Consider the following 24,851-nt stretch of genomic DNA (forward strand, 5'->3'; position numbering starts at 1 on the left):
AACATATTATTAAAAATTCTTTTGTTTTTTAGTAAGTATGTTAAAATAAATTTATTTATAATGTATTAAATTTTTAAGGAAAATACATGGACACTCTTAAATGGACAAGTTACGATACTAGATGGGTTTTATCTTTATTTGGAACTGCAGTTGGGGCTGGAATTTTATTTTTGCCCATTAAAGCCGGTGTTGGTGGTTTTTGGCCAGTTGTTGTAATGGCTTTAATTATTTTTCCTATGGTGTATTTAAGTCATAGGGCTTTGAGTCGTTTTGTGTGTCAAGCAAATGGAAATGATAAAGATATCACTCATGCGGCTGAAGAGTATTTTGGTAGGAAGGTGAGTGTTTTTATTTCTGTACTTTATTTTTTTGCGATTTTTCCTATTTGTTTAGCTTATTGTGTGGGTATAACTAATACTTTTGAAAGTTTTATTTATAATCAGTTTTTACCACTTTTAGATCCTAAAAGTACTTGGGCTAATGCTATTTCTTTTATGTATCAAGTACATATCAATGAACAAGGAAAAACTATAGCAAATTTGTTTCCTTTTTATAGGGCTATTTTTGCTTTTGTTTTGGTAAGTATTTTTATGCTTATTATGCTTTTTAGTGAGGAGTTAATTACTAAAGTGTGTGAGTGGCTTGTATATCCTTTATGTGCTATTTTATTTATCTTTTCTTTATATCTTATTCCTCAGTGGTCATTTGAGAGTTTTGGTATTATTTCTAGAACACAAGAATTTATTACTATAGTATGGCTAACTTTACCTGTTTTAGTATTTTCGTTTAATCATTCACCAGTTATTTCTACCTTTTCTTTAAGTGTAAAGAGAAGGTACGATAAAAATTCTGTACAAAAAGCCAATCAAATTTTATTTAGAACTTCTGTAATGTTACTTTTTTTTGTTATGTTTTTTGTTTTATCTTGTGTGCTTTCTTTAAGTCCTGATGAATTAGCTGAGGCTAGATCTCAAAATATACCTGTACTTTCTTATTTTGCAAATAAACTTGATAATCCATTTATTTCTTATGGGGGTCCTTTGGTCGCTTTTTTTGCTATTTCTAGTTCGTTTTTTGGACATTATTTTGGTGCTAGAGAGGGTGCTTATGGTATAGTAAGAAAATGTTTTAAATTAGCAGGTAATCAAAACCCTAATTTGAAAAAAATTGCAATTTATTCTACTTTAACTATGTATATTATTATGTTAATTACTGCTTATGTAAATCCTAGTATTTTAGGTTTTATTGAAAGTTTGGGTGGTCCTATTATTGCTGCAATTTTATTTTTAATGCCAATAATTGCTATTTATACTGTTTCTAAAATGAAAAAATTTCAAAATAAAGCTTTAGATGCTTTTGTATTTATCACAGGGATTTTAACAATTATAACTGTAATTTATACTTTTTAAGGTTTTAAAATGGGTAGTAATTTAAATATTTTTAAAATTGGGGTAGGTCCTTCATCATCGCATACTTTAGGACCTATGTTAGCTGGTAATTTATTTTGTAAGCAAGCTTTTAAAAATCTTGATGAAATTGTTAGAATTGAAGTTATTCTTTATGGTTCTTTGTCTTTAACAGGCAAAGGACATTTAAGTGATAAAGCTGTAATTTGGGGATTAAGTGGTTTGGAAGCTAAAAATTTAAGTGCATCTATACAAGATGAAGTTAATCAAAATGCTTTTAAAAAGGGTGAAATTAATTTTTGTGGAAGAAAAAAGCTTAATTTTAATTATGAAAAAGATATGATATTTTCTAAAGATTTTTTACCTTTACATGAAAATGGGATGCTTATTAAAGCTTATAATTGTAAAGGTGTTTTAGTGCAAGAACAAACTTATTATTCCATAGGAGGAGGTTTTGTTTTAACAGCTTTAGAGCTTGAAAAACAAGGTAAAAATTCCCATCAAAATCAAAAACAATTGGATATAAAATTAAATAATGCTAAAGAAGCTTTAGAACTTTGTGATAAACAAAATTGGGATTTAGCAGAACTTTCTTATCAATATGAATTGCAATTTCATACTAAAGAAGAAATTTATACTTATTGTTTTGAAATTTGGGAGGTGATGCAAGAAGTTTATTATAATGGTACACATTCAAATGAAATTTATTTACCCGGAACGCTCCATTTAAAGCGTAGAGCAAAGGGGCTTAAGGAAAGAATAAGTATGACAAGTGATCCTATGGGTATTATTGATTTTATTTCTTTATATGCTATTGCAATTGCTGAAGAAAATGCTAGTGGAGCTAAGGTAGTAACAGCTCCTACTAATGGTGCTTGTGCTGTTATCCCTGCAGTAATGCTTTATCTTAAAAACCATACTATAGGTTTTAACGATGAAAAGGTTGTTAAATTTTTGCTTACGGCTATGCTTATAGGGTCTTTTTATAAGAAAAATGCAAGTATTAGTGGGGCAGAAGCAGGTTGTCAAGCAGAAATTGGTAGTGCTAGTTCCATGGCAGCAGGTGCTATGGCAACGGTTTTGGGTGCTAATGCATTTAAAGCTTGTAATGCTGCTGAAATGGCTATGGAGCACCATTTAGGTTTAACTTGCGATCCAGTTGGAGGACTAGTACAAATTCCTTGTATAGAAAGGAATGCTTTTGGTGCTATTAAGGCTATTAGTGCTGCTAGAATGGCTATGACGCGTAAATCTACTCCTAGAGTAAGTCTTGATGAGGTTATAGAAACTATGTATGAAACTGGTAAAGATATGAATTATAAATATAAAGAAACTTCTTTAGGGGGTCTTGCGACTAATTTAAAAACAATATGTTAAGTATTTTTTCTTTGTTTTAAAAATTCTTTAATTTCTTTTTTTGAAGAGTTTTTTAAAATATTAATTTGTTTAAAAAGTAAAATAAGATTAATAAAACCCATAGTTAAAAGTAGAAAACCTATCATCAAAAAAAGAAGATCTACAGTATTAAACTCATTTATTATGGCTAGATTTATAAAAAATATATTAGATAAAAATAAAAAAAATAAAAGCCATCCTTGTTTAGATTTAGCTTCTTTGAAATTATCTGTATTTTGGGTAAAATTTTTAAAAAGTATGATCTTTTTATTCAAATAAGAAATTAAAATTTCATCATTTTCTTTAAATAAATTTGCTTTTTGACTATTATAAAAAAAGCTTTTATTGTTTAAATTTAATTCATCTTTGAAATTTACTAAAATATAATTATTATAAAAGAAAGTTTTTAATACTTTTTTATTTGCTATTTTAAATAATTTTATATCATTTCTTGCATAAAAAAATCCACTAAAGTTCATAAATGCCATAAATATTATTTCCTAAAAAACCTCTATAAAGAACTTTAAAATTTAAAGGTATTGTAACATTTTTTTCATTATTTAAGTTAGGATTTTGAAAAATTAAAAACATATCTATTTCATTTTTAAATATTTTGAGGAAATTTTCCCCACCTTCATACATTAAAAATTTAGCTTCATGCGGGACTTGAGTATAAATTTGACGCTTTGGTACTTTAAATAAGGGAATATTTTTGTCAAAATCATCAAGTTGTTTACGAGTTAAAATACAAATATCAGGTGCTTTTCCTTTGCAAAGTCTAGCATCAAGAATGGGGCGGTCTTTTCTTATAGTGTCCCCACCTACTACAAGTAAATCAATAACTGATCTGATTTTATGGGCATAAGTGCGACTTAATTCATTGCTTACGATTTTGCCAAAAGGTGATCCATTCATAGAAAGGGCAAGTTTAAAAAGTTTAAATTGTTTTTTTTGCCATATTAAAAAAGGTTTTAAAAGTTGTTTCCCTTTTTCTTCTAGTATCCCTAATTCAACTTCTATACCTTGTTTTTTTAAGAATTCTGCCCCCCCGCTAGCAAGTTTATTTTCATCTTTGACACTGATAAAAATTGTTTTAAAGCCAAGTTCACTAAAAAGTTTTGCACAAGGTGGGGTTTTGCCTTGATGAGTACAAGGTTCAAGTGTAACAAAAGCTATACTATCTTTAAAAATTCCTTGATGATTTTTGCAAATAAACTCATGTAAGGCGTTAGCTTCTTTAGGTAGAGGAATTTCAGGTTTTAAAGATTTAAAAGCATGGCTTATGGCATTTAATTCTGCATGCGCACATCCTGCTTTTTCGTGTGCCTTTATAGCTAAAATTTTCCCATTTCTATCCAAAATTACACAAGCTACGGCTGGATTGGGATAGGTTAGAAATTGATATTTCCATGCTTCACTTAAAGCTAGATTCATATAAAATTCTTTCATTGTGTGCACCTTGTATTTTTTTAAGACAATCAACTGAAATTTTTTAAATATTAGTTATAATCAATGTATTTTATATTTAATTTCTATAAAGTATGATTAATTAAGTTGAAAATTAGTGGCCGGGAGAAAGGGATTCGAACCCCTGGAGGTGTTACCCTCAACGGTTTTCAAGACCGCCGCTTTCGACCACTCAGCCATCTCCCGATAAAGTATTTTGCCTTTTTTTGGAGGCGACATCCGGATTCGAACCGGAGATCAAGGCTTTGCAGGCCCATGCCTTACCGCTTGGCTATGTCGCCTGATAATGCTTGAAAATGGTGCCCGAGGCCGGACTTGAACCGGCACGGAAGAAAAATTCCGAGGGATTTTAAGTCCCTTGTGTCTACCAATTCCACCACCCGGGCGGGTGATTATGGAGCGGGAAACGAGATTCGAACTCGCGACCCCAACCTTGGCAAGGTTGTGCTCTACCCCTGAGCTATTCCCGCAAAATTTTTTGAAAGGATTAAGGTGAAATTGTAGCAAAATAAACTTAAAAGGAGTTTATTTTGTATCCACTTATTTGCACACAAATAAAGCTTTTGCACTTAAAATTTGTTCTTTTTCATGGATAATAGGAGATGAAAGTTCTATATTGTTTGATTTGGTATTTAATAAAGGTGTATTAATATAGTTATTTACTTGTAGATTTTTTAATGTGCAAGTTTTATTAAGATCTAAAGAATAAGTTTTTTCATATGAATAAGCTGTGTGTAATAATTCTTTGTAAAGTTTTTCTTTATTTTTATTCAAAATATCTTTTGAAAATTTTGTTTTGATAGCAGGTGTTGAAACACCAATAAAAATGTTTTTTTCAAGAATAAAATCAATATCATTTAACATTTTGTTAAAATCTTGAATCTGATTTTCTTTAAATTCACATATTAAATTCGCATGAAGTGTTTGACCTTTTAAGATTTTAGCACCTTCTTGATAAGAAAAGTTAGGATTTAAATCAAAACTACCGCCTTGACAAAAATTTTCTTTTTGAGTGCGTTTTATGATTTCATTAAAAGTATTTGCGATTTGAGCTTTTTCATCTTTACTCAATGTAATTTTAGAGCTTAAATTTTCATTTGCCCAAAAATTAATATTAGCATATAAAAGATCAGGTTTTAAAGTATTGCTTACTTCTATATTTCTTGAAAAATATAAATTATGATTAGATTTTTCTTTATTTAAAAATTCTACATTAAAAATTACTCCTGCAACAAAAAGCAATAAACATAAAAATCCTATGCCTAAACCTTTTAAAAAAGCTAACATTTATATCCTTATTTTATATTAATTATTTAATAATTTTAGCAGAAATTTTTCAATTTTTGTTATACTTTGATTTATGCAAAAAGCAACAATTGAAAAATTACAAAATGATTTACTTTTTTGGTATGAAAAAAATGGACGCAAAAGCTTACCTTGGAGGAATTTGCAAAGTCAAAATTGTGATGCAAGATTAAAACATATTAATAGAGCTTATGGGGTTTATATTAGTGAAATTATGCTTCAGCAAACCCAAGTAAAATCAGTTTTAGAAAAATTTTATTTTCCTTTTTTAGAAAAATTTCCTAATTTAAAAAGTTTAGCTTATGCAAATGAGGATGAAATTTTAAAACTTTGGCAAGGTTTAGGGTATTATACTCGTGCTAGAAATTTAAAAAAAGCAGCTTTAAAATGTATGGTTGAATTTAAGGGTAATTTGCCTAAAGAACTTAATAATTTAAAAAAGTTAAACGGGATAGGAGCTTATACAGCAGGGGCTATTGCTTGTTTTGCTTATGATCAAAAAGTTTCTTTTGTAGATGCTAATATACGTCGTGTAATTTCAAGACTTTTTGCTTTAGAAAACCCAAGCATGAAAGAGCTTGAACAAAAAGCTCAAGAACTTTTAAATTTAAATGATGCTTTTAATCACAACCAAGCCTTGTTGGATATAGGTGCTTTAATATGTATAAGTAAAAATCCAAAATGTGGAGTATGTCCTTTATGTGATTTTTGTCAAGGTAAGATTCATCCCAAGCTTTATCCTAGGGCCAAAAAAATATTTTACGGTGAACTTAATTTAGATCTTTTTTTATTTGAACTAGATAATAATTTTGCTGTACAAAAAAGTAATAATAAGTTGTATAAAGGTATGTATAATTTTCCTTTTTTTAACGAAGGTGAGTTTAAAATTCATAAAAATATGCGTTTTTTAACTCAATTTAGACACAGTTATACTAAATATAAATTAAGCATTAAAGTTTATCATCAAGTTTTAGAATTTAAAGATGAAAAATATGAATTTAAAAGTTTAAAAGAAATTGAAAATTTACCACTTTCAACTTTATCTTTAAAGGCTTTAAAATTAATTAAGCTCTGATTTTTTAGGTAGAAATAAACTTGCTATAAACATGAGTAAAATCACTACAGCTATATAAATAAAAAAACCTTTTTCTATTCCTGCGTTTTTAAATTGTAAGGCAACCCAAGGTGCAGATCCTCCAAAGATGGCATTTGAAATTGCATAACTTAAACCTGTACCTAAAGCTCTTATATACTCAGGAAAAAGTTTGGCTTTAAAAATTCCAGCTACTGAGGTATAAAAACTTAGAATTGTAAATAAAAATACCAAAGAGATAAATACCGCTAAAGAATTATTTTGTGCGTTATTAGATATAAAATTAAAGATAGGATAAATTCCTATAAAAGCTAAAATACAAAATATGATTAAAGAATTTTTATGTCCTATTTTATCATCTATATATCCAAAAAGTGGTTGTATGATCATAAGTATAAATAAGGCACCTAAAAAAAGATTATTAACTAGTATTTGATCCATGCCTGAATTTTCTAGGAAAGTTTTAGCATAAGTAGTAATAGTGTAAAAGGTTAAAGACCCTCCTGCAGTAATTCCAAGCACCATTAAAAAAGCTTTCCAAGAATTTTTAAATAATGCTTTTAGTGTTCCCCTATCATCGTGTTTGTGAATTTGTGTTGCGCTTTCATTCATAATTTTACGTATGAAAAGTGAACTAAGGGCTAAAATTCCTCCTATAATAAAAAGTATTCTCCAAGCATAATCTTTCATTTCATCAACACTAAAAAAGAAAAGCATTATGCTAATACTAGCTACAGCTAAAAGTTGTCCACCTATAAGGGTTACATATTGAAAAGAAGAATAAAAACCACGTTTGCCTTCTGTGGCAAGTTCACAAAGATAAGTTGCTGCTATGCCATATTCTCCACCCACACTAAGTCCTTGTATTAATCTTGCAATTAAAAGCAAGATGATAGCAAAATCTCCCATAATATCTTTACTAGGTAAAATTGCTATCATAAAAGATCCTAGTGCCATTAAAATTATAGAAATAAGCATAGATTTTTTACGACCCATCTTATCAGCTAAAGATCCAAAAAGCCAAGATCCTATAGGACGCATGAAAAATCCTGCAGCAAAAACTCCAAAAGCATTGATTTGCTGTATGATAATATTATCTGAAGTGGAAAAAGCATGAGCAAAATAAGTTGCGCTAAAAGCATAAATGTAAAAATCAAACCATTCTACTAGATTTCCACTACTTGCACCTATAATAGAGCGAATTTTTTTAGCTTTAAGTTTTTGCATGAAAATCCTTATTTTTAAGGTTTTAACTTTACTAAAGTATAATCTAGCTTTTATTTATAAAGTTTTAAAATTATGTAAGATCATAAAAAAATAAATAAAATTGGTATTAAATGTTACTTATTTTAATTTATTTTCTAAAAATATCTTAAAGGCATTTTTAGGTGTATTAATGAAATTTAAAAAAATATATATAGAATTAAGTGATATTTGTGGTTTAAAATGTGATTTTTGTCCTTCAAAAAAAGCTTCGCGTGGAATAATGAGTGTGGATAATTTTTCTAAACTTGCTAAGCAAATTTATGATAAAAGTGAAATTTTTACCTTTCATCTTTTGGGCGATCCTTTGCTTTTGGATAATTTAGAAAACTATTTGCAAATTGCTAAAAATTATGAAATGAAACTAGAAATCACTACAAGTGGTTTTTATTTTAGTTCTAAAAATTCTAAATTATTATTAGAATATGATAATATTCGTCAAATTAATATTTCTTTAATGGCTTTTTTAAGTCAAAAAAAACTTACTTTAAAGGAATATTTAAAACCTATTTTAGCATTTTGTAAAGAGCATTTAGAGAATAAAAAATTAAGTTTTATCAATCTTAGGCTTTGGAATTTAGATGCTTATTTTAAAGCTCCTAAAGAAAATGATGAAATTTATAAATTTTTAGCTCAAGAATTTGGGGTTGAAATTTTTACACATTTAGCTAAAAATCGTCTTCAAAGGCATATTTTGCTTCATCAAGATAAACTTTTTAAATGGCCCAATCTTAAAGAAAAAGCTTTTTATAAAAAAGGTAAATGTCATGCTTTAAAAGAGCAAATTGGAATTTTAAGCAATGGAAATTTAGTACCTTGTTGTTTGGATACTCAAGGTGATATTTATTTGGGGAATGTTTTTAAGGATGATTTTATTAAGCTTCTTAAATCACCTCATGTAGAGGCGATGAAAAAAGCTTTTAAAAAAAATGAACGCATAGAAAAACTTTGTCAAACTTGTGAATTTTTTAAAACAAGATTGAATGGTTAAAAATTTTTGTTTTTTATTGTCATTTTAAACTCTTGAATTCTATCTATTATTTTTGGACTTAAACGTAAAAGTATAGTTGTATTTTTATTATAATAAATTTGTCCCATTTTGGCTGCTTTTGTTTGATTTAACAAAGTATGCATGCTTAAAAGCTTATCGTTTGCATTCATACCTAAAATCAGTAAATCAGGATTTTGTTCTAAGATATATTCTGCTGATATAATAGGGCGAGCTATATCACTTTTAGGGCTTAAATTATTTATTCCTATTGTTCTTAATATATCAGCGATTAAAGAATTATCATTAAAAGCCATGAGTGGATGATTAGAATATAAATAAATAGCACTTTTGTTTAAAGGGTTTTGTCGTAATTTTTCCAATCCTTCTTCAAAATCTTTTAAAAGTTGTTCGCCTTCTTTTTGCTTATTTGTGATTTTTGCAAGAGTTTGTATATTGGTTTTTATTTCATTGAGATTTTGAGCCTTTAAATAAATACTTTTGATGCCAAAATTTTTAAGTCCTTCTTCTAAATTTAAAGAATAAGAACTAAGAATAACTAAAGTGGGTTTTAAAGAGATGATTTTTTCAAGAGAAGGATTTGAAAAAGTTCCAACACTTGTAAGCTTTGAGCTTTTATCTTGAGGATAGATGTTTGCATGTTGCAAGTTTGCTATACCAACAATTTGATCATTTGCATGTAACATAAAAAGGGTTTCTATACTTGCAGGATCAAGAACTACAAGGCGTTCTTTAGCCTGTAATAGGGTTAAAAATAAACCTATTATAATTAAAATTTTTTTCATTTTTACTCCTTTAAAATTAAGATATAAGGTTTAGAATTTTTATAGATAATTTCACAATTTAAATTATAAATTTCTTTTAAAATTTCTTTAGTAAAGAGTTCTTTACTTGTTCCAAAATATTGAATTTTTCCTTCTTTTAGAAAAATTATTTTATCGCAAAATATAGAAGCTAAATTTAAATCATGTAAAATAGCAATGACGGTTATGTTTTTTTCTTTGATTAATTTTTCACAAAGGCTTAAAAGTTCTATAGCATAGTTTAAATCAAGTGCTGAAGTGGCTTCATCTAAAAAGAGAATTTTTGGTTTTTTTAATAAGGCTCTTGCTAAAAGTACTCTTTGGAATTCTCCTCCACTTAAAGAAAGTACATTTCTTTCTAAGAAATTTTCAAGTTTGAAGTGTTTTGAAAATTCTGTAATTTCTAAAATATCTTCTTGAGTATAAGAGCTAAAAGTATGTTTTAAATGAATATATTTTCCCATTAAAAGTATATCTATTACTTTTAATGGTGTATTTAATCCTGAATTTTGAGGGACAAAACCACAAATTTTAGAAAATTCTTTAAGGGAAAATTGCTGTATGTTGGTATTAAAAAAACTTATTTCTCCTGAATCAGGTTTTAAGTTTTTAAGCATGAGTTTTAAAAGTGTACTTTTTCCTGATCCATTAGGACCTAAAATACCAATAAAAGATTGACTTTTAAGTTCTAAATTAATGTTTTTAAGTAAGTTTTTTTTATAATAGGAAAAATTTAAATTGTCTATTTTTAGCATTATAAAAATCTCCTAGCCCTTAAAGCTAAATATAAAAATATAGGGGCTCCAAAAAATGCAGTTAAAACTCCTATAGGAATTTGTACAGGAGCTATAAGAGTTCTTGCTAAGGTATCACAAATTAATAAAAAAAGTCCTCCAAGTATAGTGCAAAATGGTATTACTAAAGCATTGTCATAATTTTTTAATACAAGTCTTATAATATGAGGTATAATCAGCCCAACAAAGGCTATAAGTCCTGTAAAAGCAACTGCAAATGATACAGCCAAAGATGAGACAATAAGTAAATTGATTTTTAATTTTTGAGCATTAACTCCTAAATTTTTAGCTTCATCATCCCCGCTTAAAAGTATGTTTAATTCATTTTTGTGAGCATAAAAATAAAGCAAGCAAAATAGTAGTGGTAAAATCAGTATTTTTACATGAAACCAAGAGGCTACTCCTATATTTCCCATAAGCCAAGCTACTATTTTAAAAGAATCTTCTCCTATAAGATAGGTAAAAAAAGAAGTAAAAGCACCTAAAAAAGATGAAGTGGCTATGCCTATGATAAGTAAACTAGCTATAGAAGCTTTAGAAGAAATTTTAAATACCATTAATGCAAAAAGGGCAGAACAAATAAAGCCTATAATTCCATAATAATAATCAGCTAATTTTAATAAATATGCTAATACTGCGCCAAAGGTTGCTGCAGAAGCTATGCCTATGATATAAGGGTCTGCTATAGGATTTGAAAATACATTTTGAGTAATAGCCCCACTACTAGCTAAGAGCATTCCAATTAAAATAGCCATTATGATGCGAGGTAAGCGTCCATGGATTATGATTTGGCGTAAAATTTCATCTTCTCCAAAAATATAAGAAAAAAGTTGTTTAGGATTTAAATTTTCATCTCCTAAGCAAAGTGCAGTAAAACAGCTAATAATATAGGCTAGAAAAAGTCCTAAAATGATTAAATTTTTAGAATGTATATTTAAATTCAACATAGTAATTTCTGCCATTTCCAGGTAAATATTGATCATTAATGCTATCTTGATAGGTATAATATTTTTTATCAAAAAGATTTCTAATGCCTGCTAAAAATTGTAAATTTTTATAATTATAATTGATGCCTATATCTGTTAAAAAATAATCTTTTATCCAAGAATTTTTAGACATTTTTCCTGTTTTTTCATCTATAATTCCTCCATCTTTTGCTCTAGAAAAATAAGTTAAATCTATAAAGCTTGATAAATTTTTACTCCAGCTGTATTCAATTCCAGCACTAGCTTTTATTTTAGAAACATAAGGAATTTTAAGATTTTTATTAACACCTTTAGAAATTGTAGCGTCAAGATAAGTTAAACTTTCTTTAAAGATTAATATATCATCTAAAAAATTTTGATTAAGGTTTAATTCTATTCCTAAACGGCGTGTTTGATCTATATTATAATATTTCCAAAATGCTCCATTTGTAGCATGTGGATTTCCAAGATAAGCAATTTCATCTTTACTTAAAGTGTAAAATAAAGTTAAATTAAAACCATAAAAATCCCACCAAAAATCTTCTATACCTAATTCAAAGGTATCAAAGATTTCAGAATCTAAATTAGCAGTATAGTATTTTTGAGTTTTTTGATCTTTATTGATAAATTGTGCAGGAGTAGGTGAAATAAAACCTCTTTCATATTTGATATAAAATTTTCCTGTATTTGAGTATTGAAAATTAGGAGTGAGTTCAAAAGCGAAATTATGGCTTATATCCTCTGTATTAAAAAATTCATTATTATTTTTATATTTTTTCAATAGGGTCATATTGCTTGTATAGTTTTTATTTGTATTATAAAGACTATATTCATATCTTATTCCAGTTAAAAGGTTTAAAATATCATTTAATGCATGAGAATCAAGTGCAAAAACAGAATGACTTAGTTTATTCATATCCATGAGTGTTGTCATAGTATGATTCATTGTAAATGAGACTTGATTGATATCATAGTGGATAATATTTTTTCTTTTTGCATCATGATTTGCAAATTCGTAGCCAAAAATAAAATAAGAATTATCAGTATAATGGAGTTTATTTTTTAAATTAATACCTGTGAGTGTATCTTCAAAACCACTTCCGTTTTGATATATAGGAACATTTAAACTTTTATAATTTATTGTAGATATATCTTTAAGATATTTTATTTTTTGGTTTTGCCAAAAAGTTTCTAAATCAAATTCCCATATGTCATTAAAATAATAATGATAATTTAAAGCAATTTCAGGCTTATAAGTTTGTGAGATATTATCACTATCGCCTTTTTGAGTTGGATTTTTTTGTATTTGTGCTTTTGTTAAGTATCCGCTACTAGTATCTTTACTTTTAAAATAATTATAAATTAAGCTTATAGTAGCATCATTAGTAGTATTTATATAAGTTTTTGTGTTGATAAAATAACCTTTTTGACTATAACCTTCTTGATATCCTTTATGATAAAATCCTTGTATATTAAAATTTAGTGCTAGATTTTCATTGATTTTTTTAGTCCCATCAAAACCTAAATCACCACTAATTTTATCATCATCATAATTATTGTTTTTAAAATTAATGGCAAAAGAGTCTGCTTTTTGTTTTTTTGTAATGATATGAATTACCCCGCCTCTTGTACCATTTCCATATAAAACAGAACCACCTCCAGGTATAATTTCTATGCGTTCTATATTATTTAAATTGATACTTTGTAAAGGTGTTATACCATGAGAATTATCGAGTAAATTAATACTACGTCCATCAACCATAACTTTTACGGCTATATTAGCTTTATTTCCTTGCCCACGCATATCTATATTGCGACCTAATCCAAAATTGACAAAACTAATATTTGCAATTCTTTCTAAAGCTTGCTCTAAGGTATTAAATCCTTTTTTTTGTAAATCTTTACCATCAATGATAATGGTATTGCGTAAATTCTTATCTGCATCTTGTTCAAAGCCTGTTGCACTTACAACAACTTTTTGTAAATTAATACTTTCATTTAATTCTTGAGAATTTACATATGTTGTGCTTAAAAATATCAACAAAGACAATTTTAAAACCTTTGTATTTTGTTGCAAAATAACTCCTTAAATAAAATGAATATGATAATTTATATCATTATAATTTAAATTGAAATTTATCCTTTATTCACTTAATTTAGTATAAATTTTTGTTAAAATAATAATTTATTTATTATTTAAGTCCTTTTTAATTTGATAATTGATACCATTTTTATATTGGAATTTTATTTTAAAACTAAGAAAGGCTAAATAATGAATTTTGAAAGTATTATTTCTCATATGAATGATCATCACAAATCTAATTTAATAGATCTTTGTAAAAAATTTGGCGGCATCAATGATCTTAAAGATGTTTTTTTAAAGAGTGTTGATTTTAATGGCTTGGATATTGTTTATAATAACAATGAAAATTTGCGTATAGAATTTCCTAAAAAAGCAGATGAAAACACCATAAAAGATACTATTATATCTCTTTGTATGGGTGCAAAGAGTGAACAAAATTTTAATGCTATAGAGAAAGAATTTAATGATTTTATGTTAAGTTTTAATTCTGTATCTTTAGCAACTTTAAATGCACAAGGTGAAGTTGTTTGCTCATATGCACCTTTTATAAGCACTCAGTGGGGAAATTATATTTATATTAGTGAAGTAAGCGAGCATTTTAATAATATTAAAGATAATCCAAATAATATAGAAATAATGTTTTTAGAAGATGAGAGCAAGGCAGCATCTGTGATATTACGTAAAAGATTGCGTTATAGGGCTAATGCAAGTTTTTTAGAGCGTGGTGAACAATTTGATAAGATTTATGATGAATTTGAAAGGCAAACAGGAGCTCAAGGTGGTATTAAAACTATACGTACAATGCTTGATTTTCATTTAGTTAAGCTTGAGTTTGGAAAGGGTCGTTTTGTTAAAGGTTTTGGTCAAGCTTATGATATAGAAAATGGTAATATAACTCATGTAGGTTCTAAGAATCCCCATCAATTTCCACATAAATCTTAATATTTTTAAAATTATAAATTTTCTTTTTGTAAAGATTGGGCTTGATAATGAGCGATTAAAGGTTCTATAATTTCATCAAAAAGCCCATCTTCCATAATAGCATCTAAGCGGTACAAAGTAAGATTAATACGATGATCGCTAATACGATTTTGTGGAAAATTATAAGTGCGTATACGCTCACTTCTGTCTCCACTACCTACTTGAGATTTTCTTGCTTGACTTTCTTGAGCTAATCTTTCGTTTTCTTGCATTTCATAAAGTCTTGCTTTTAAAACTTTCATGGCGCTTTCTTTATTTTTATGTTGACTTTTTCCATCTTGATTTACCACTACTATACCTGTAGGTATATGGGTAATGCGAACAGCTGAATCTGTGGTATTGACGCTTTGTCCACCATGTCCTGAAGAACGCATCACATCAATTTTAAGATCGTTGGGATTAATTTGAATTTCTATATCATCAACTTCTGGCATTACTGCTACAGTAATAGCAGAAGTGTGTACACGACCTTGAGATTCTGTTTGAGGGACACGTTGAACTCTATGTGTGCCACCTTCGTATTTTAATCTTGAATAAGCACCCGCACCTTTAATAAGCATAATGATTTCTTTAAATCCTCCAACACTTCCTTCACTAGAACTTACAATTTCAAGTTTATAAGCACGATTTTCAGCATATTTTGCATAAGCTTTTACAAGATCTCCTACAAATAAAGAGGCTTCATCTCCACCTGTGCCTGCTCGAATTTCAAGAAAAATATTTCTTTCATCATTAGGATCTTTGGGGATTAATAAGATTTTGAGTTCTTTTTCAAGCTGGATTTTAGTTTCTTCAAGAATTTTTAATTCTTCTTTTGCAAGTTCTCCAAGTTCAAAATCATTGATTAAAGCTTTATTTTCTTCTATATTTTGTATGGTTTTTAAGTATTCTTTAGTTTTTAAAACAATAGGTTCTAAATTTTTTTGTTCTTTAGAAAGTGCAGTCATTTTACTGATATCATTAATGATATCAGTTTTACTAAGAAGAGAATTTAATTCTTCAAAGCGTTTTAAAAAAGGATCTAATTTACTAATTAACATTAAAATGATAAAAAATTATGCAATTTTATTTACTAAAAGGGCTAAACGACTTACACGTCTTGATGCTGTTTGTTTTTTAAGAAAACCACGACTTACCATAGCATGAATACTTTTATTTGCTATTTTTAAAGCTTCATTTGCAGTATTTTTATCTCCATTTGCAGCAGCTTCTCTTACTGCTTTGGTAAGATTTTTAAGTCTTGTTCTATAAAATCTATTTCTTTCTGTTTTTTTAATAGTTTGTCTTGCTCTTTTTTCAGCAGATTTATGGTTTGCCATTTATATTTTCCTTTTTTTAAATTAAAGACTAAATTATATAAGAATAAAATTTAAAATTTAATTAATTTAAGAAAAATTTCAAAATAAATCTTCTAGCTTAATATCCCATATTAAAAGATTAAATCGTATTAAAAATCCATAAATTATGCTACTTAATAAACCAGCAAATAATCCTGCTAGCATATCATCAAGCATAACTCCTAATCCACCTTTGACTTTTTTATCTATTTTTCCAATTAAAGAAGGTTTTGTAATATCAAAAAATCTAAATAAAATAAAAGCCATGATAAAATTAATGATTGAGTTTTCAGCACTTGCGGCAATGGCACAAGCTAGAAAAACCCCTGCAACTTCATCAATAACAATATGCTTATCATCATGAATACCTGTTTGTTTTTCATAATCATCTATGATGCGAATACTTATAATAAAAATTAAAATACTAAGTAAAAATAAAGTACTAATTCCTAAGTATTTGAGTATGAAAAAAGCTGGAATTAAAGCCGCAATAGTTCCAAAAGTCCCACTTGCTTTTTTTGTGCAACCTGAATAAAAAAAGGTTAAAAATAATTTTTGCATGATTACACCATATAAGACATTTGATGAATTTCTAAAAGTTTTTGATAAAATTCTTCATCATTTTTATACTCTAAAATTCCATTAGTTGAAAAAAGTTCATTATACATTTTTTGCATATTTTTTAATCTATTTGGAAAAAGAGAAGCTAAAATGATACTTGATACTTCTTTACGCATAAAAATTGCTGGAGGAATAATACCTGCTCTTAATAAATCTTTTAAAGATTGAGAATTATAATGTAAATGATGGTGGGAACCATGTGGACAAGATCTTGTACTAACAATCATACGGCATTGATCACAAAATACAAATTCGGGTAAAACAATGACTTCTATACCATAATCTTTAGAAAAATCATCAAGTATGGTTTTGGGTTGGTTATGATCATAAAACATTCCAAGTCCTGTATGATTTTGCATTACAACGAGTTTGGTACAACCTAAACTTTTTGCAATAATGCTTTCTAAGCCAGGGTTTAAATGAGCATGAAAAATATTAATATCTTTTAAAGGAAAAATAAAAATTCTATCTGGCGGTAAATAATTTTGTATAAAATTTCTTAAATAAGTTTCTTTAAGTGTAAAATCTAAACCATTGTTTTCATAAGATTCTATTAGAAAAAGGACAACTAAATCTGCTTTATCTATAGTCCAACGAAACATTCTTTCATGAGCTCTATGTAAAGGATCAAAACTTGAAACTATAGCAGTAATTTTTTGAGCATTAAGATTGTTTTTAACTTCTTGAAAATTTGCTTTTATTTCTTGGATTGGAGAATGATAAATTTCTATTTCTCCACTTATATAAGTTGCGCCCATATCTTCTAATGAGCAAGTGTTAGGGCTAAAAATATCAGAAAAATTTTTATTATTTTTAAATTTAGTTTTAAATTCTATATGTCCAACTATTTCTTCTTTTAATATAAGATCAATTTGAGTACCACTTTTAATATTGTGTAAAGTGTCTTCATTTTTTGGAGTAAAACTTAAAGGATAAGGGAAGCTTTCTCCTTTAAATTTACCAGTTTTTACTATTTCTTTTACTTCTTTTTCATCCATTAAATGAGTACAAGTGCCAAGTAAACCTTCTTTGATTAAAGAAAAAATCCCAAATTCATTTTGATCTATCTTAATGCTTTTATTTTTTTTTACTGATTTCATATTTTTTCCTTTTTTCCCATAAAGATTTACGTGAAATGCCTAACTTTTTTGAAAGATCTGTATCTGGAAAGATATTTTGATAGTTTATAATAATATATTTTACATATTCATCTATAGTTAAAATTTCATTACTGTCTATATTTTTTTCATTATCATTTAAATTGATGCAATGAAAATTTAAATCATCTGTATTTGAATTAGTATGTAAAATAACATTTTTATTTTGTATAAAATCTAAAAGTTTTTCCCTTTCTACCGCTTTTAAAGCTTGAAAATTACTTAAAAATAAAAGATTGTTTTCTGTAGGAAGTTTTATAGCTTTTTCTACTGCATTGGTAATGGTTAAATCTATAAAAGAAAGAGTAATATTGTATTCATTAATATAATTAAACACAAAAGCATCTGCACTGCTTTGTTTATTAGATTTTAAAATTAAAGGAAGTTTTAATTTTTTATAATTATATTCAGCAATTTTAACTGTTTCTAGTCGAGATTTAATATAATTACGATAAGCTTCATTAAGGATTGAAAGTTTTCTAAAATCTTGATAGTGTTTAATTTTTCTGATTAATTCTTCTATCATAAAAGGCTTTTGAATATAATCACTAGCACCTAATTTTAAAGGATTTGAAACAGTATCTGTGCTGATATAAGAAATAAGTAAAATAATAATACTATGTTTAAATTCTGTCACAGCCTTTAAAAAATTATTAGTATTAGTAGAAAGTAGTATAATATCATAATATTTTTCATGATTATATTCATCAAATGAGCTAATAATTTCACAATGATATCCTACGTCACTTAATTTAATACTAATGCTTTGTGCTAAATAAATTTCATTTTCTATAATTAAAACTTTCATAATTTTGTCCAATCAAAATATTTTAAATTTGCGCTGCTAAGTACAGCTATTCCTTCCTCTCTACCAATAAAACCTAATTTTTCTGTTGTGGTAGCTTTAATATTAACTCTAAATTCATCAATATTTAAAGTATTTGCTATATTTGTTTGCATAGCTTCTTTAAAATCTTTGAGTTTAGGTGTTTGTGCGATTATGCAAATGTCTATATTAACAAGCTCAAAGCCTACTTCTTTTACCTTATCGTAAGCTTGTTTTAAAAGTTGCATAGAATTAGCATTTTTAAATTTCATATCCGTATCAGGATAGAGTTCGCCTATATCCTTAAGTCCTGCTGCACCTAAGATGGCATCAGTTAAAGAGTGTGCTAAAACATCTCCATCGCTGTGTGCTTTTAAACCCATGCTAGCATGTACTTGTATACCGCCTAAAAGCAAGGGTCGATTCTCTCCAAATTCATGGACATCAAAACCATTGCCATTAAAAATTTCAAAACTAGGTTTAGGTAAATCAAAGTTTTTTAAATCTTCTTTAAAGGTGAGTTTTCTCGCACTTTCTTCCCCTTCTATGTACCAAATTTTTCCTCCTATAGCTGCTATTGCAGTACTATCATCTGTAAAATCTAAATTTTGATTAAGGGCTTTTTTAAGCAATTTAGTTTTAGAAATTTGAGGAGTTTGAATAAGTTTGATTTTTTCTCTTTGTAGGGCTTGATTATCAAAAAGGGTTGTATCTGTTATTTTTAAAGCAGGAGTAATGCAATCTGCTTTGTCTATGTTTTCAATTAAGCGTTTAAATAGGTTTTTACTGATTAATACTCTTGCAACATCGCTTACCATTACTAATTCACTTTCAACAAGTTCTAAGGCTTTTTTTAAAGATTGTGCACGAGTATTACCCCCTTCTACGAATTCATAATTTTTGGCAAATTTTTTCATATAAGTAATATCATTTGAAGCGATAATAATTTTATCAAAATTATAAAAAGAGCTTAAATTTTTTGTTGCATAAAGCCAAAGCGGATCACACCCAAGTCGTAAAAATTGTTTTTTTACACCAGTGTTAAATCGAGTAGAATTGCCAGCTGCTAGCATAATAAGACTAATTTTATTCACTTTATTTTGATCCTAATTTTGGTATAGTTAGTTTGTGTAATGTTACCATATTATACACTTATAAAAAGCTAAATTTTATAATTTTATTAGTAAAATTGATTTTAAAAAATTATGGGGAAAATAATGAAAGAAGAAATTTTAAAAAAATTACAAGAAGTAAAATATCCTGGTTTTGAAAAAGATATAGTGAGTTTTAATTTCGTAAAAGATATTAAAATTGAAAATGATAATGTAAGTATTGATATACAAATTGTTTCAGCAAATCCTGAAGTAGCAAATGAAATTCGTCAAAATGCTCAAAAAGCTTTATCAAGTTTAAATTTAAAGAATATACAATTAAATATTATTGCTCCAAAAATTCCTGAAGAAAAAAGTAATTCAAGAAGCGGTAAAAATATTGTTCCACAAGTTAAAAATTTTATTATGGTTTCAAGTGGAAAAGGAGGGGTAGGTAAATCTACAACTACGGTAAATTTAGCTATTTCTATGGCTAAAATGGGTAAAAGAGTAGGGGTTTTAGATGCTGATATTTATGGGCCAAATATTCCAAGGATGTTGGGTGAAACTAAAACTCAACCCGAAGTTATAGGTCAAAGATTAAAACCTATTTTAACTCATGGCATTTATATGATGAGTATGGGGGTTTTAATTGAAGAAGGACAAGGGCTTATGTGGCGTGGAGCTATGATTATGAAAGCTATTGAACAATTACTGGCTGATGTGATTTGGCCTGAACTTGATGTATTGTTTTTAGATATGCCTCCAGGAACAGGTGATGCGCAAATCACTTCTGCTCAAAGTATTCCAATTACTGCTGGTGTGTGTGTAAGTACCCCTCAAATTGTATCTTTAGATGATAATAAAAGAGCTTTAGATATGTTTAATAAGCTTCATATTCCTATTGCTGGTGTTATTGAAAATATGAGTGGGTTTTTATGTCCTGATAATGGTAAAGAATATGATATTTTTGGTAAAGGTACAGCTTTGGCTATGGCTGAGGCTTACAAAAGCGAGGTTTTAGCACAAATTCCTATTGAAATGATAATAAGGGAAGGAGGAGATGAAGGTAGACCTGTAAGTTTTTATCATCCTGAAAGTATCAGCTCTAAACGGTATTTAATGGCAGCTGAAAAAATTTGGACTTTTATAGAAAGGGTTAATAATGAAGGTGGCGGTGATAATTCTGCTATTCAACCTGTGATGAATGGAAAAAGTGCTTGTTCTTCACATTAAATTTATTATTTTGAGGAAAATAAAATGATTAGTACTAAAGAGGATTTTTTACTTTTAGTTAAACAAATCGAGCAAAAAAGTGGATATAAAAAGCCCAAGGCTTTTGGTATAGCAAGGCTTGATAGAGGTCAGCTTAATAAGAATAAAATCTTGCAAGCTAGTTTTGCTTTAATAAATTATGAGCAAAACTTTGGATCAGCAGCTATTATGCTTGAAGCTTTTATGTTAAGAGGGATAAAGATTGATTTTAATGCAAGTGAATTTGTTCAGGTTTTAAAATTAGAGGATATTGATTTTGCGCTTTCATGTTTTAAACCTTTTTTAGAAGAAGAAGGGCATCAAAATATAGATCTTTTAAAAATTGTTAAAGATAAATTTAAAGATGATGAGTTTGCTTTTGTGTGTCTTTTTGAAGATAAAGAACCTTTAAGTGTTGAGAGTGTTTATTTAAAGCTTTATTTACTTTCCACTAAAAAGGTTCCTTTAAGAAGTTTAAATCTCAATGGTGCTTTTGGACTTTTAAGTAATGTAGCATGGAGTGATAATAAACCCTTTGAATTAGAATATTTAAGAGAAAATGAAATGCGTTTAAAAATGAGTAATCAATATCCAAAAATTGATTTTGTTGATAAATTTCCACAATTTTTAGCTCATATTATTCCTGAGGATAATACAAGAATTTTAGAAAGTTCTAAAGTAAGAATGGGTGCTTGTTTAGCTGCTGGTACAACTGTAATGCCAGGAGCATCTTATGTGAATTTTAATGCAGGTACAACAGGTGCTTGTATGGTTGAAGGACGCATTAGTTCAAGTGCTATTGTGGGTGAAGGTTCTGATATAGGTGGAGGGGCTTCAATTTTAGGCGTTTTAAGTGGAACAAGTGGAAATGCTATAAGTGTGGGTAAAGCTTGTCTTTTGGGGGCTAATTCAGTTACAGGCATTCCTTTGGGAGATAATTGTATAGTAGATGCAGGTATTGCAGTTTTAGAAGGTACTAAATTTTTACTTAAAGATCGTGAGGATCTTGTTAAACTTAATCCTTGTTTTGATTTTAGTAAAGACATTTATAAGGGTATTGAGCTTAAAGGATTAAATGGGCTTCATTTCCGCCAAGATTCTATTAGTGGTGCAATGATAGTAAGTTTAAATAAAAAGGCAGTTAAACTTAATGAGGCTTTACATTAGCAAATAAAAGCCTCAAATAGGCTTTTATTATATATGTACAATTTTCTTATTTTTTTGATTTGTAAATTTTTAAAAATATTGCAATAAAAATTTATTCTTTGTGTCTTTCTTTAAGTTTAGCAATAATATCTGAAAAACTTAAATTCGCATCAGCAAGTAAAACACTTAAATGATATATTAAATCAGCCGCTTCACAAATAAGTTCATCTTTGTTTTTAATAGTTGCTGCTAAGGCAGTTTCAACACCTTCTTCACCTACTTTTTGTGCGATACGTTTAGTACCACTTTTCAAAAGTTTTGCAGTGTAAGAAGTGTTTTCATCAGCATTTTTACGTGAATTTATAAGTTTTTCCAGTCTAGCTAAAAAGACAAAGTCTGCATTTTTAGATAGTTTTTCAAAGCAAGAAATATTGTTTAAATGGCAAGTAGGACCTATGGGATTGACTAAAATTAAAAGTGTATCATTATCACAATCAAGACTTAAATCAATGATATTTAAAAAATTCCCACTTTTTTCACCTTTCATCCAAAGGCGATTTTTACTACGTGAAAAAAATACAACTTTTTTATTTTCTAAACTTTTTTCTAAAGCTTTTTTATCCATAAAACCTAACATTAAAACTTCGCAAGTTTTTGCATCTTGTATGATAGTAGGGATAAGTCCCTTTATTTTTTCCCAATTGATTTTTTCATTTAAGCTTTGGAAATTTTGCATTTTATATCCTTACATTTAAACCTTGAGTTTTTAAGTAATTTTTTAATTCTTTAATATTAATGGTTTTTTGATGAAAAACAGAGGCTGCTAAAGCTCCATCAATTCCAATCTTAAAAGCTTCTAAAAAGTGTTCCATTTTGCCTGCTCCACCACTTGCAATTAAGGGTACTTTGCATTCTTTTTTTCCTATTTTTAATTGTTCTAAATCATAGCCATTTTTAAGACCATCTTGATTCATCATGTTTAGTACTATTTCTCCAGCACCCAAATCTTGTACTTCTTTAATCCATTCAAGTGTATATTTTCCACTATGTTTGCTAGTGTTTTCATCACCTGTGTATTGAAAAACTTTTAAATTTCCATTTTTATCTTTAAAGCTATCAATCCCTACTACAACACATTGTACACCAAAACTTTTTGCTAAACGTGTGATAAGATATGGATCATTTAAAGCAGGAGAATTAATAGAAATTTTATCTGCTCCATGGGCTAAAAGTTCTGCTGCATCTTCTTCGCTTTTAATCCCTCCTGCTACACAAAAAGGGATATTAATATTTTTAGCTACTTTGCTTACCCATTCTCTTGAAATACGTTCTTTTTTAGCACTAGCACTAATATCATAAAATACAAGTTCATCAATGCCATTTTGAGAATAATATTTTGCAAGTTCTATAATATCTCCCATATCTTTATGATTTTTAAATTGTGTTCCTTTTACCACTCTACCATCTTTTACATCTAAACATGCAATTATGCGTTTTGTAAGCATTTTATCCCTTCTTCTACGCTAAAAATTCCATCAAGTAAAGCTTTGCCTACAATAATCCCGCTACAAACACCTTTTAGTTTTTTAAGGTCTTCTAAGCTTGCTACACCTCCACTTGCTTGAGTATGAATGTTAGGAAAGTTTTTGTGTATGAGTTTATAAAGTGTAGTATTGCTTCCTTGCATGGTACCATCTTTTGAAATATCAGTACAAAGTATGTGTTTTAAACCTTTGGTATTATAAAATTTTAAAACTTCTAAAAGTTTTTTATCACTAGTATCTTGCCAAGCATTAATAGCTATCATATAATCTTCTTTTAAAATTGTATCAAGTGCTAAAACAATAACTTCATTTCCAAAGTGTTCTAACATGTCAATACAAAGTTTAGGATTTGTAATCGCTAAAGAGCCAATTACTACACGTTTTACTCCACAATCAAGTAAGGCTTTTATTTCTTCTTTGGTGCGAATTCCACCACCTACTTGTAAATTGACATTAACTTGAGCGGCTAATTTTTTTATTAAGCTAAGTTGTCTTTTGTTTGGATTTTTTGCCCCGTTTAAATCTACTAAATGAAGCCAGGTTGCTCCTGCATTTTCGTATTCTCTAAATTTTTCTAAAGCATGATATTTATATACTTTTTTTTGTTTATAATCACCTTTGACAAGACGCACTACTTCTCCATCAATCAAGTCAAGTGCAGGGATTATCATGCTATATCCTTAATGAAATTTGATATTAAAATTTCTCCTGTTTCAGCACTTCTTTCAGGATGAAATTGCACCCCATAAAAATTATTTTTTGCTAAACTTGCGCTAAATTGCACCCCGTATTCGCTTGTAGCTATAGTGTGGTTGTTTAATGCTACATGATAACTATGTACAAAATAAAAATAAGCTCCATTTAATCCTTTAAAGAGTGGGTGAGAGCTTGTGATTTTATTCCATCCCATATGAGGTAAAGAATATTCTTTTGCAAGTTTAAATTTTTGAGTTTTAAAAGGGATGATGCCTAGAGTTTTTTGATCGAGTTCTTCTGAAAAATCTCCTAAAATTTGCATTCCTAAACAAATGCCAAGTAAAGGTTTTTTGGTGTTTTTAATGAAATGTATTAGATTAAAATTTTCTAGATTACTCATTGCTTTTAATGCTGTTCCAACACCTGGTAAAAAAAGTTTGTCTGCATTTTCTAAATCTTTTAAATCTTTGCTGATTTTAGCATTAAAGCCTAGTCTATCAAGACAAAATTTCAAAGATGCTAAATTGGCACAAGCTGTATCGATAATAATTAGTTTCATATTGCTCCTTGAAACAAACTGTTTTTATCTAATGATTTTAAATTATTAATTTTATT

25 protein-coding genes and 4 tRNA genes are annotated in these 24,851 nt (G+C 28.1%); 7 read left to right on the forward strand and 22 right to left on the reverse strand.

Annotation, left to right across the window (positions count from 1 at the left end; genetic code table 11):
- Positions 1-86 precede the first annotated feature (86 nt).
- Together A2J15_RS06575 and A2J15_RS06580 are read left to right on the forward strand one after the other, a co-directional pair.
- A complete protein-coding gene (locus tag A2J15_RS06575; RefSeq protein ID WP_066779045.1) occupies positions 87-1,409 on the forward strand; it encodes an aromatic amino acid transport family protein in 1,323 nt (440 codons plus the stop codon).
- A gap of 9 nt (positions 1,410-1,418) precedes the next feature.
- Positions 1,419-2,783: an L-serine ammonia-lyase gene (locus A2J15_RS06580; RefSeq protein ID WP_066779041.1), complete on the forward strand. Its 1,365-nt coding sequence runs from the start codon at positions 1,419-1,421 to the stop codon at positions 2,781-2,783.
- Here the strand turns inward: A2J15_RS06580 and A2J15_RS06585 are convergent.
- The 7 genes from A2J15_RS06585 to A2J15_RS06615 all read right to left on the reverse strand — a co-directional run bounded on the left by A2J15_RS06585 (position 2,780) and on the right by A2J15_RS06615 (position 5,555).
- Positions 2,780-3,289: a hypothetical protein gene (locus A2J15_RS06585; protein WP_066779038.1), complete on the reverse strand. Its 510-nt coding sequence runs from the start codon at positions 3,287-3,289 to the stop codon at positions 2,780-2,782. The two genes, A2J15_RS06580 and A2J15_RS06585, sit on opposite strands and share 4 nt — an antisense overlap.
- The gene (gene ribD, locus A2J15_RS06590; RefSeq protein WP_066779035.1) at positions 3,270-4,250 is read right to left on the reverse strand and encodes a bifunctional diaminohydroxyphosphoribosylaminopyrimidine deaminase/5-amino-6-(5-phosphoribosylamino)uracil reductase RibD; all 981 of its coding nucleotides are present in this window, start codon (positions 4,248-4,250) and stop codon (positions 3,270-3,272) included. Before ribD ends, A2J15_RS06585 begins: the two co-directional genes overlap by 20 nt.
- A 116-nt stretch (positions 4,251-4,366) precedes the next feature.
- Positions 4,367-4,454 (reverse strand) — tRNA-Ser (locus A2J15_RS06595).
- A gap of 21 nt (positions 4,455-4,475) precedes the next feature.
- Positions 4,476-4,549: transfer RNA gene (locus A2J15_RS06600), tRNA-Cys, on the reverse strand.
- A gap of 16 nt (positions 4,550-4,565) precedes the next feature.
- Positions 4,566-4,654: transfer RNA gene (locus tag A2J15_RS06605), tRNA-Leu, on the reverse strand.
- Between the two features lie 9 nt (positions 4,655-4,663).
- A tRNA-Gly gene (locus tag A2J15_RS06610) sits at positions 4,664-4,738 on the reverse strand.
- Between the two features lie 70 nt (positions 4,739-4,808).
- Complete coding sequence (locus tag A2J15_RS06615) at positions 4,809-5,555, reverse strand: hypothetical protein (RefSeq protein ID WP_066779032.1); 747 nt, start codon at positions 5,553-5,555, stop codon at positions 4,809-4,811.
- A gap of 73 nt (positions 5,556-5,628) precedes the next feature.
- Here A2J15_RS06615 and mutY point away from each other — a divergent pair, with 73 nt between their 5' ends.
- Positions 5,629-6,648, forward strand: coding sequence for an A/G-specific adenine glycosylase (mutY, locus tag A2J15_RS06620; RefSeq protein WP_066779030.1), 1,020 nt, complete (start codon positions 5,629-5,631; stop codon positions 6,646-6,648).
- Here the strand turns inward: mutY and A2J15_RS06625 are convergent.
- Entirely contained in the window at positions 6,634-7,893 is a 1,260-nt protein-coding gene (locus A2J15_RS06625; protein WP_066779022.1) for an MFS transporter, read from the reverse strand. The two genes, mutY and A2J15_RS06625, sit on opposite strands and share 15 nt — an antisense overlap.
- Positions 7,894-8,062: 169 nt before the next feature.
- Here A2J15_RS06625 and A2J15_RS06630 point away from each other — a divergent pair, with 169 nt between their 5' ends.
- Complete coding sequence (locus tag A2J15_RS06630; protein ID WP_066779019.1) at positions 8,063-8,920, forward strand: radical SAM/SPASM domain-containing protein; 858 nt, start codon at positions 8,063-8,065, stop codon at positions 8,918-8,920.
- On the opposite strand, the gene A2J15_RS06635 is transcribed toward A2J15_RS06630, so the two are convergent.
- The 4 genes from A2J15_RS06635 to A2J15_RS06650 are packed head-to-tail and all read right to left on the reverse strand — an operon-like array spanning position 8,917 to position 13,577.
- Positions 8,917-9,723: a helical backbone metal receptor gene (locus A2J15_RS06635; protein ID WP_066779016.1), complete on the reverse strand. Its 807-nt coding sequence runs from the start codon at positions 9,721-9,723 to the stop codon at positions 8,917-8,919. The two genes, A2J15_RS06630 and A2J15_RS06635, sit on opposite strands and share 4 nt — an antisense overlap.
- A gap of 2 nt (positions 9,724-9,725) precedes the next feature.
- Entirely contained in the window at positions 9,726-10,496 is a 771-nt protein-coding gene (locus A2J15_RS06640; RefSeq protein ID WP_066779013.1) for an ABC transporter ATP-binding protein, read from the reverse strand.
- The gene (locus tag A2J15_RS06645) at positions 10,496-11,482 is read right to left on the reverse strand and encodes a FecCD family ABC transporter permease (RefSeq protein ID WP_066779010.1); all 987 of its coding nucleotides are present in this window, start codon (positions 11,480-11,482) and stop codon (positions 10,496-10,498) included. The genes A2J15_RS06640 and A2J15_RS06645 overlap by 1 nt, the downstream gene beginning before the upstream one ends.
- Positions 11,457-13,577 (reverse strand): TonB-dependent receptor, encoded by a 2,121-nt coding sequence (locus A2J15_RS06650; RefSeq protein WP_066779007.1) that lies wholly within the window; start codon positions 13,575-13,577, stop codon positions 11,457-11,459. Before A2J15_RS06650 ends, A2J15_RS06645 begins: the two co-directional genes overlap by 26 nt.
- 195 nt (positions 13,578-13,772) lie before the next feature.
- Here A2J15_RS06650 and A2J15_RS06655 point away from each other — a divergent pair, with 195 nt between their 5' ends.
- Positions 13,773-14,525, forward strand: coding sequence for a HugZ family heme oxygenase (locus tag A2J15_RS06655; RefSeq protein ID WP_066779004.1), 753 nt, complete (start codon positions 13,773-13,775; stop codon positions 14,523-14,525).
- An 11-nt stretch (positions 14,526-14,536) separates the two neighbouring features.
- Here A2J15_RS06655 and prfA read toward each other — a convergent pair whose 3' ends face one another.
- The 6 genes from prfA to A2J15_RS06685 all read right to left on the reverse strand — a co-directional run bounded on the left by prfA (position 14,537) and on the right by A2J15_RS06685 (position 19,599).
- The gene (prfA, locus tag A2J15_RS06660) at positions 14,537-15,604 is read right to left on the reverse strand and encodes a peptide chain release factor 1 (RefSeq protein ID WP_066779001.1); all 1,068 of its coding nucleotides are present in this window, start codon (positions 15,602-15,604) and stop codon (positions 14,537-14,539) included.
- A gap of 15 nt (positions 15,605-15,619) precedes the next feature.
- Complete coding sequence (gene rpsT / locus A2J15_RS06665) at positions 15,620-15,883, reverse strand: 30S ribosomal protein S20 (RefSeq protein ID WP_066778998.1); 264 nt, start codon at positions 15,881-15,883, stop codon at positions 15,620-15,622.
- A 78-nt stretch (positions 15,884-15,961) separates the two neighbouring features.
- On the reverse strand, positions 15,962-16,462 hold the full coding sequence (locus A2J15_RS06670; RefSeq protein ID WP_066778995.1) for a phosphatidylglycerophosphatase A family protein: 501 nt from the start codon (positions 16,460-16,462) through the stop codon (positions 15,962-15,964).
- A 2-nt stretch (positions 16,463-16,464) separates the two neighbouring features.
- Positions 16,465-17,622 carry a sulfate adenylyltransferase gene (locus A2J15_RS06675; RefSeq protein WP_066778990.1) on the reverse strand — a complete coding sequence of 386 codons (1,158 nt, stop codon included), beginning with the start codon at positions 17,620-17,622 and terminating at the stop codon, positions 16,465-16,467.
- A complete protein-coding gene (locus tag A2J15_RS06680; RefSeq protein ID WP_066778987.1) occupies positions 17,600-18,487 on the reverse strand; it encodes a DNA-binding transcriptional response regulator in 888 nt (295 codons plus the stop codon). Before A2J15_RS06680 ends, A2J15_RS06675 begins: the two co-directional genes overlap by 23 nt.
- The gene (locus A2J15_RS06685; protein ID WP_066778985.1) at positions 18,484-19,599 is read right to left on the reverse strand and encodes a bifunctional 2-C-methyl-D-erythritol 4-phosphate cytidylyltransferase/2-C-methyl-D-erythritol 2,4-cyclodiphosphate synthase; all 1,116 of its coding nucleotides are present in this window, start codon (positions 19,597-19,599) and stop codon (positions 18,484-18,486) included. Before A2J15_RS06685 ends, A2J15_RS06680 begins: the two co-directional genes overlap by 4 nt.
- 123 nt (positions 19,600-19,722) lie before the next feature.
- On the opposite strand from A2J15_RS06685, the gene A2J15_RS06690 reads away from it, so the two are divergent.
- A complete protein-coding gene (locus A2J15_RS06690) occupies positions 19,723-20,832 on the forward strand; it encodes an Mrp/NBP35 family ATP-binding protein (RefSeq protein ID WP_066778980.1) in 1,110 nt (369 codons plus the stop codon).
- Between the two features lie 24 nt (positions 20,833-20,856).
- Positions 20,857-22,017 (forward strand): tetrahydrodipicolinate N-succinyltransferase N-terminal domain-containing protein, encoded by a 1,161-nt coding sequence (locus A2J15_RS06695; RefSeq protein WP_066778978.1) that lies wholly within the window; start codon positions 20,857-20,859, stop codon positions 22,015-22,017.
- Between the two features lie 91 nt (positions 22,018-22,108).
- Here the strand turns inward: A2J15_RS06695 and hisIE are convergent, their stop codons facing one another.
- Genes hisIE through hisH form a run of 4 tightly spaced genes read right to left on the reverse strand, consistent with a single transcriptional unit; the run spans position 22,109 to position 24,795 of the window.
- Entirely contained in the window at positions 22,109-22,732 is a 624-nt protein-coding gene (gene hisIE / locus A2J15_RS06700) for a bifunctional phosphoribosyl-AMP cyclohydrolase/phosphoribosyl-ATP diphosphatase HisIE (RefSeq protein ID WP_066778975.1), read from the reverse strand.
- A 1-nt stretch (position 22,733) separates the two neighbouring features.
- Positions 22,734-23,501, reverse strand: a complete 768-nt coding sequence (gene hisF / locus A2J15_RS06705; RefSeq protein WP_066778973.1) for an imidazole glycerol phosphate synthase subunit HisF — start codon at positions 23,499-23,501, stop codon at positions 22,734-22,736.
- Positions 23,483-24,211 (reverse strand): 1-(5-phosphoribosyl)-5-[(5-phosphoribosylamino)methylideneamino]imidazole-4-carboxamide isomerase, encoded by a 729-nt coding sequence (gene hisA, locus A2J15_RS06710; RefSeq protein WP_066778970.1) that lies wholly within the window; start codon positions 24,209-24,211, stop codon positions 23,483-23,485. Before hisA ends, hisF begins: the two co-directional genes overlap by 19 nt.
- Positions 24,208-24,795, reverse strand: coding sequence for an imidazole glycerol phosphate synthase subunit HisH (gene hisH, locus A2J15_RS06715; RefSeq protein WP_066778967.1), 588 nt, complete (start codon positions 24,793-24,795; stop codon positions 24,208-24,210). Before hisH ends, hisA begins: the two co-directional genes overlap by 4 nt.
- Positions 24,796-24,851: the final 56 nt, after the last annotated feature.

It is taken from the genome of Campylobacter hepaticus, assembly GCF_001687475.2.
Lineage (GTDB): Bacteria > Campylobacterota > Campylobacteria > Campylobacterales > Campylobacteraceae > Campylobacter_D > Campylobacter_D hepaticus.

Excerpts from the sequence above, each read along its gene's own strand:
- hisH (WP_066778967.1), bottom strand. The coding sequence starts at position 24,795 with ATGAAACTAATTATTATCGATACAGCTTGTGCCAATTTAGCATCTTTG.
- A2J15_RS06690 (WP_066778980.1), top strand. The coding sequence starts at position 19,723 with ATGAAAGAAGAAATTTTAAAAAAATTACAAGAAGTAAAATATCCTGGT.
- A2J15_RS06670 (WP_066778995.1), bottom strand. The coding sequence starts at position 16,462 with ATGCAAAAATTATTTTTAACCTTTTTTTATTCAGGTTGCACAAAAAAA.
- A2J15_RS06675 (WP_066778990.1), bottom strand. The coding sequence starts at position 17,622 with ATGAAATCAGTAAAAAAAAATAAAAGCATTAAGATAGATCAAAATGAA.
- A2J15_RS06625 (WP_066779022.1), bottom strand. The coding sequence starts at position 7,893 with ATGCAAAAACTTAAAGCTAAAAAAATTCGCTCTATTATAGGTGCAAGT.
- A2J15_RS06615 (WP_066779032.1), bottom strand. The coding sequence starts at position 5,555 with ATGTTAGCTTTTTTAAAAGGTTTAGGCATAGGATTTTTATGTTTATTG.
- A2J15_RS06695 (WP_066778978.1), top strand. The coding sequence starts at position 20,857 with ATGATTAGTACTAAAGAGGATTTTTTACTTTTAGTTAAACAAATCGAG.
- A2J15_RS06585 (WP_066779038.1), bottom strand. The coding sequence starts at position 3,289 with ATGGCATTTATGAACTTTAGTGGATTTTTTTATGCAAGAAATGATATA.
- A2J15_RS06640 (WP_066779013.1), bottom strand. The coding sequence starts at position 10,496 with ATGCTAAAAATAGACAATTTAAATTTTTCCTATTATAAAAAAAACTTA.
- mutY (WP_066779030.1), top strand. The coding sequence starts at position 5,629 with ATGCAAAAAGCAACAATTGAAAAATTACAAAATGATTTACTTTTTTGG.
- hisIE (WP_066778975.1), bottom strand. The coding sequence starts at position 22,732 with ATGCAAAATTTCCAAAGCTTAAATGAAAAAATCAATTGGGAAAAAATA.
- A2J15_RS06630 (WP_066779019.1), top strand. The coding sequence starts at position 8,063 with ATGAAATTTAAAAAAATATATATAGAATTAAGTGATATTTGTGGTTTA.
- A2J15_RS06635 (WP_066779016.1), bottom strand. The coding sequence starts at position 9,723 with ATGAAAAAAATTTTAATTATAATAGGTTTATTTTTAACCCTATTACAG.
- A2J15_RS06645 (WP_066779010.1), bottom strand. The coding sequence starts at position 11,482 with ATGTTGAATTTAAATATACATTCTAAAAATTTAATCATTTTAGGACTT.
- A2J15_RS06655 (WP_066779004.1), top strand. The coding sequence starts at position 13,773 with ATGAATTTTGAAAGTATTATTTCTCATATGAATGATCATCACAAATCT.
- ribD (WP_066779035.1), bottom strand. The coding sequence starts at position 4,250 with ATGAAAGAATTTTATATGAATCTAGCTTTAAGTGAAGCATGGAAATAT.
- hisA (WP_066778970.1), bottom strand. The coding sequence starts at position 24,211 with ATGATAATCCCTGCACTTGACTTGATTGATGGAGAAGTAGTGCGTCTT.
- hisF (WP_066778973.1), bottom strand. The coding sequence starts at position 23,501 with ATGCTTACAAAACGCATAATTGCATGTTTAGATGTAAAAGATGGTAGA.
- rpsT (WP_066778998.1), bottom strand. The coding sequence starts at position 15,883 with ATGGCAAACCATAAATCTGCTGAAAAAAGAGCAAGACAAACTATTAAA.
- A2J15_RS06580 (WP_066779041.1), top strand. The coding sequence starts at position 1,419 with ATGGGTAGTAATTTAAATATTTTTAAAATTGGGGTAGGTCCTTCATCA.
- A2J15_RS06575 (WP_066779045.1), top strand. The coding sequence starts at position 87 with ATGGACACTCTTAAATGGACAAGTTACGATACTAGATGGGTTTTATCT.
- prfA (WP_066779001.1), bottom strand. The coding sequence starts at position 15,604 with ATGTTAATTAGTAAATTAGATCCTTTTTTAAAACGCTTTGAAGAATTA.
- A2J15_RS06680 (WP_066778987.1), bottom strand. The coding sequence starts at position 18,487 with ATGAAAGTTTTAATTATAGAAAATGAAATTTATTTAGCACAAAGCATT.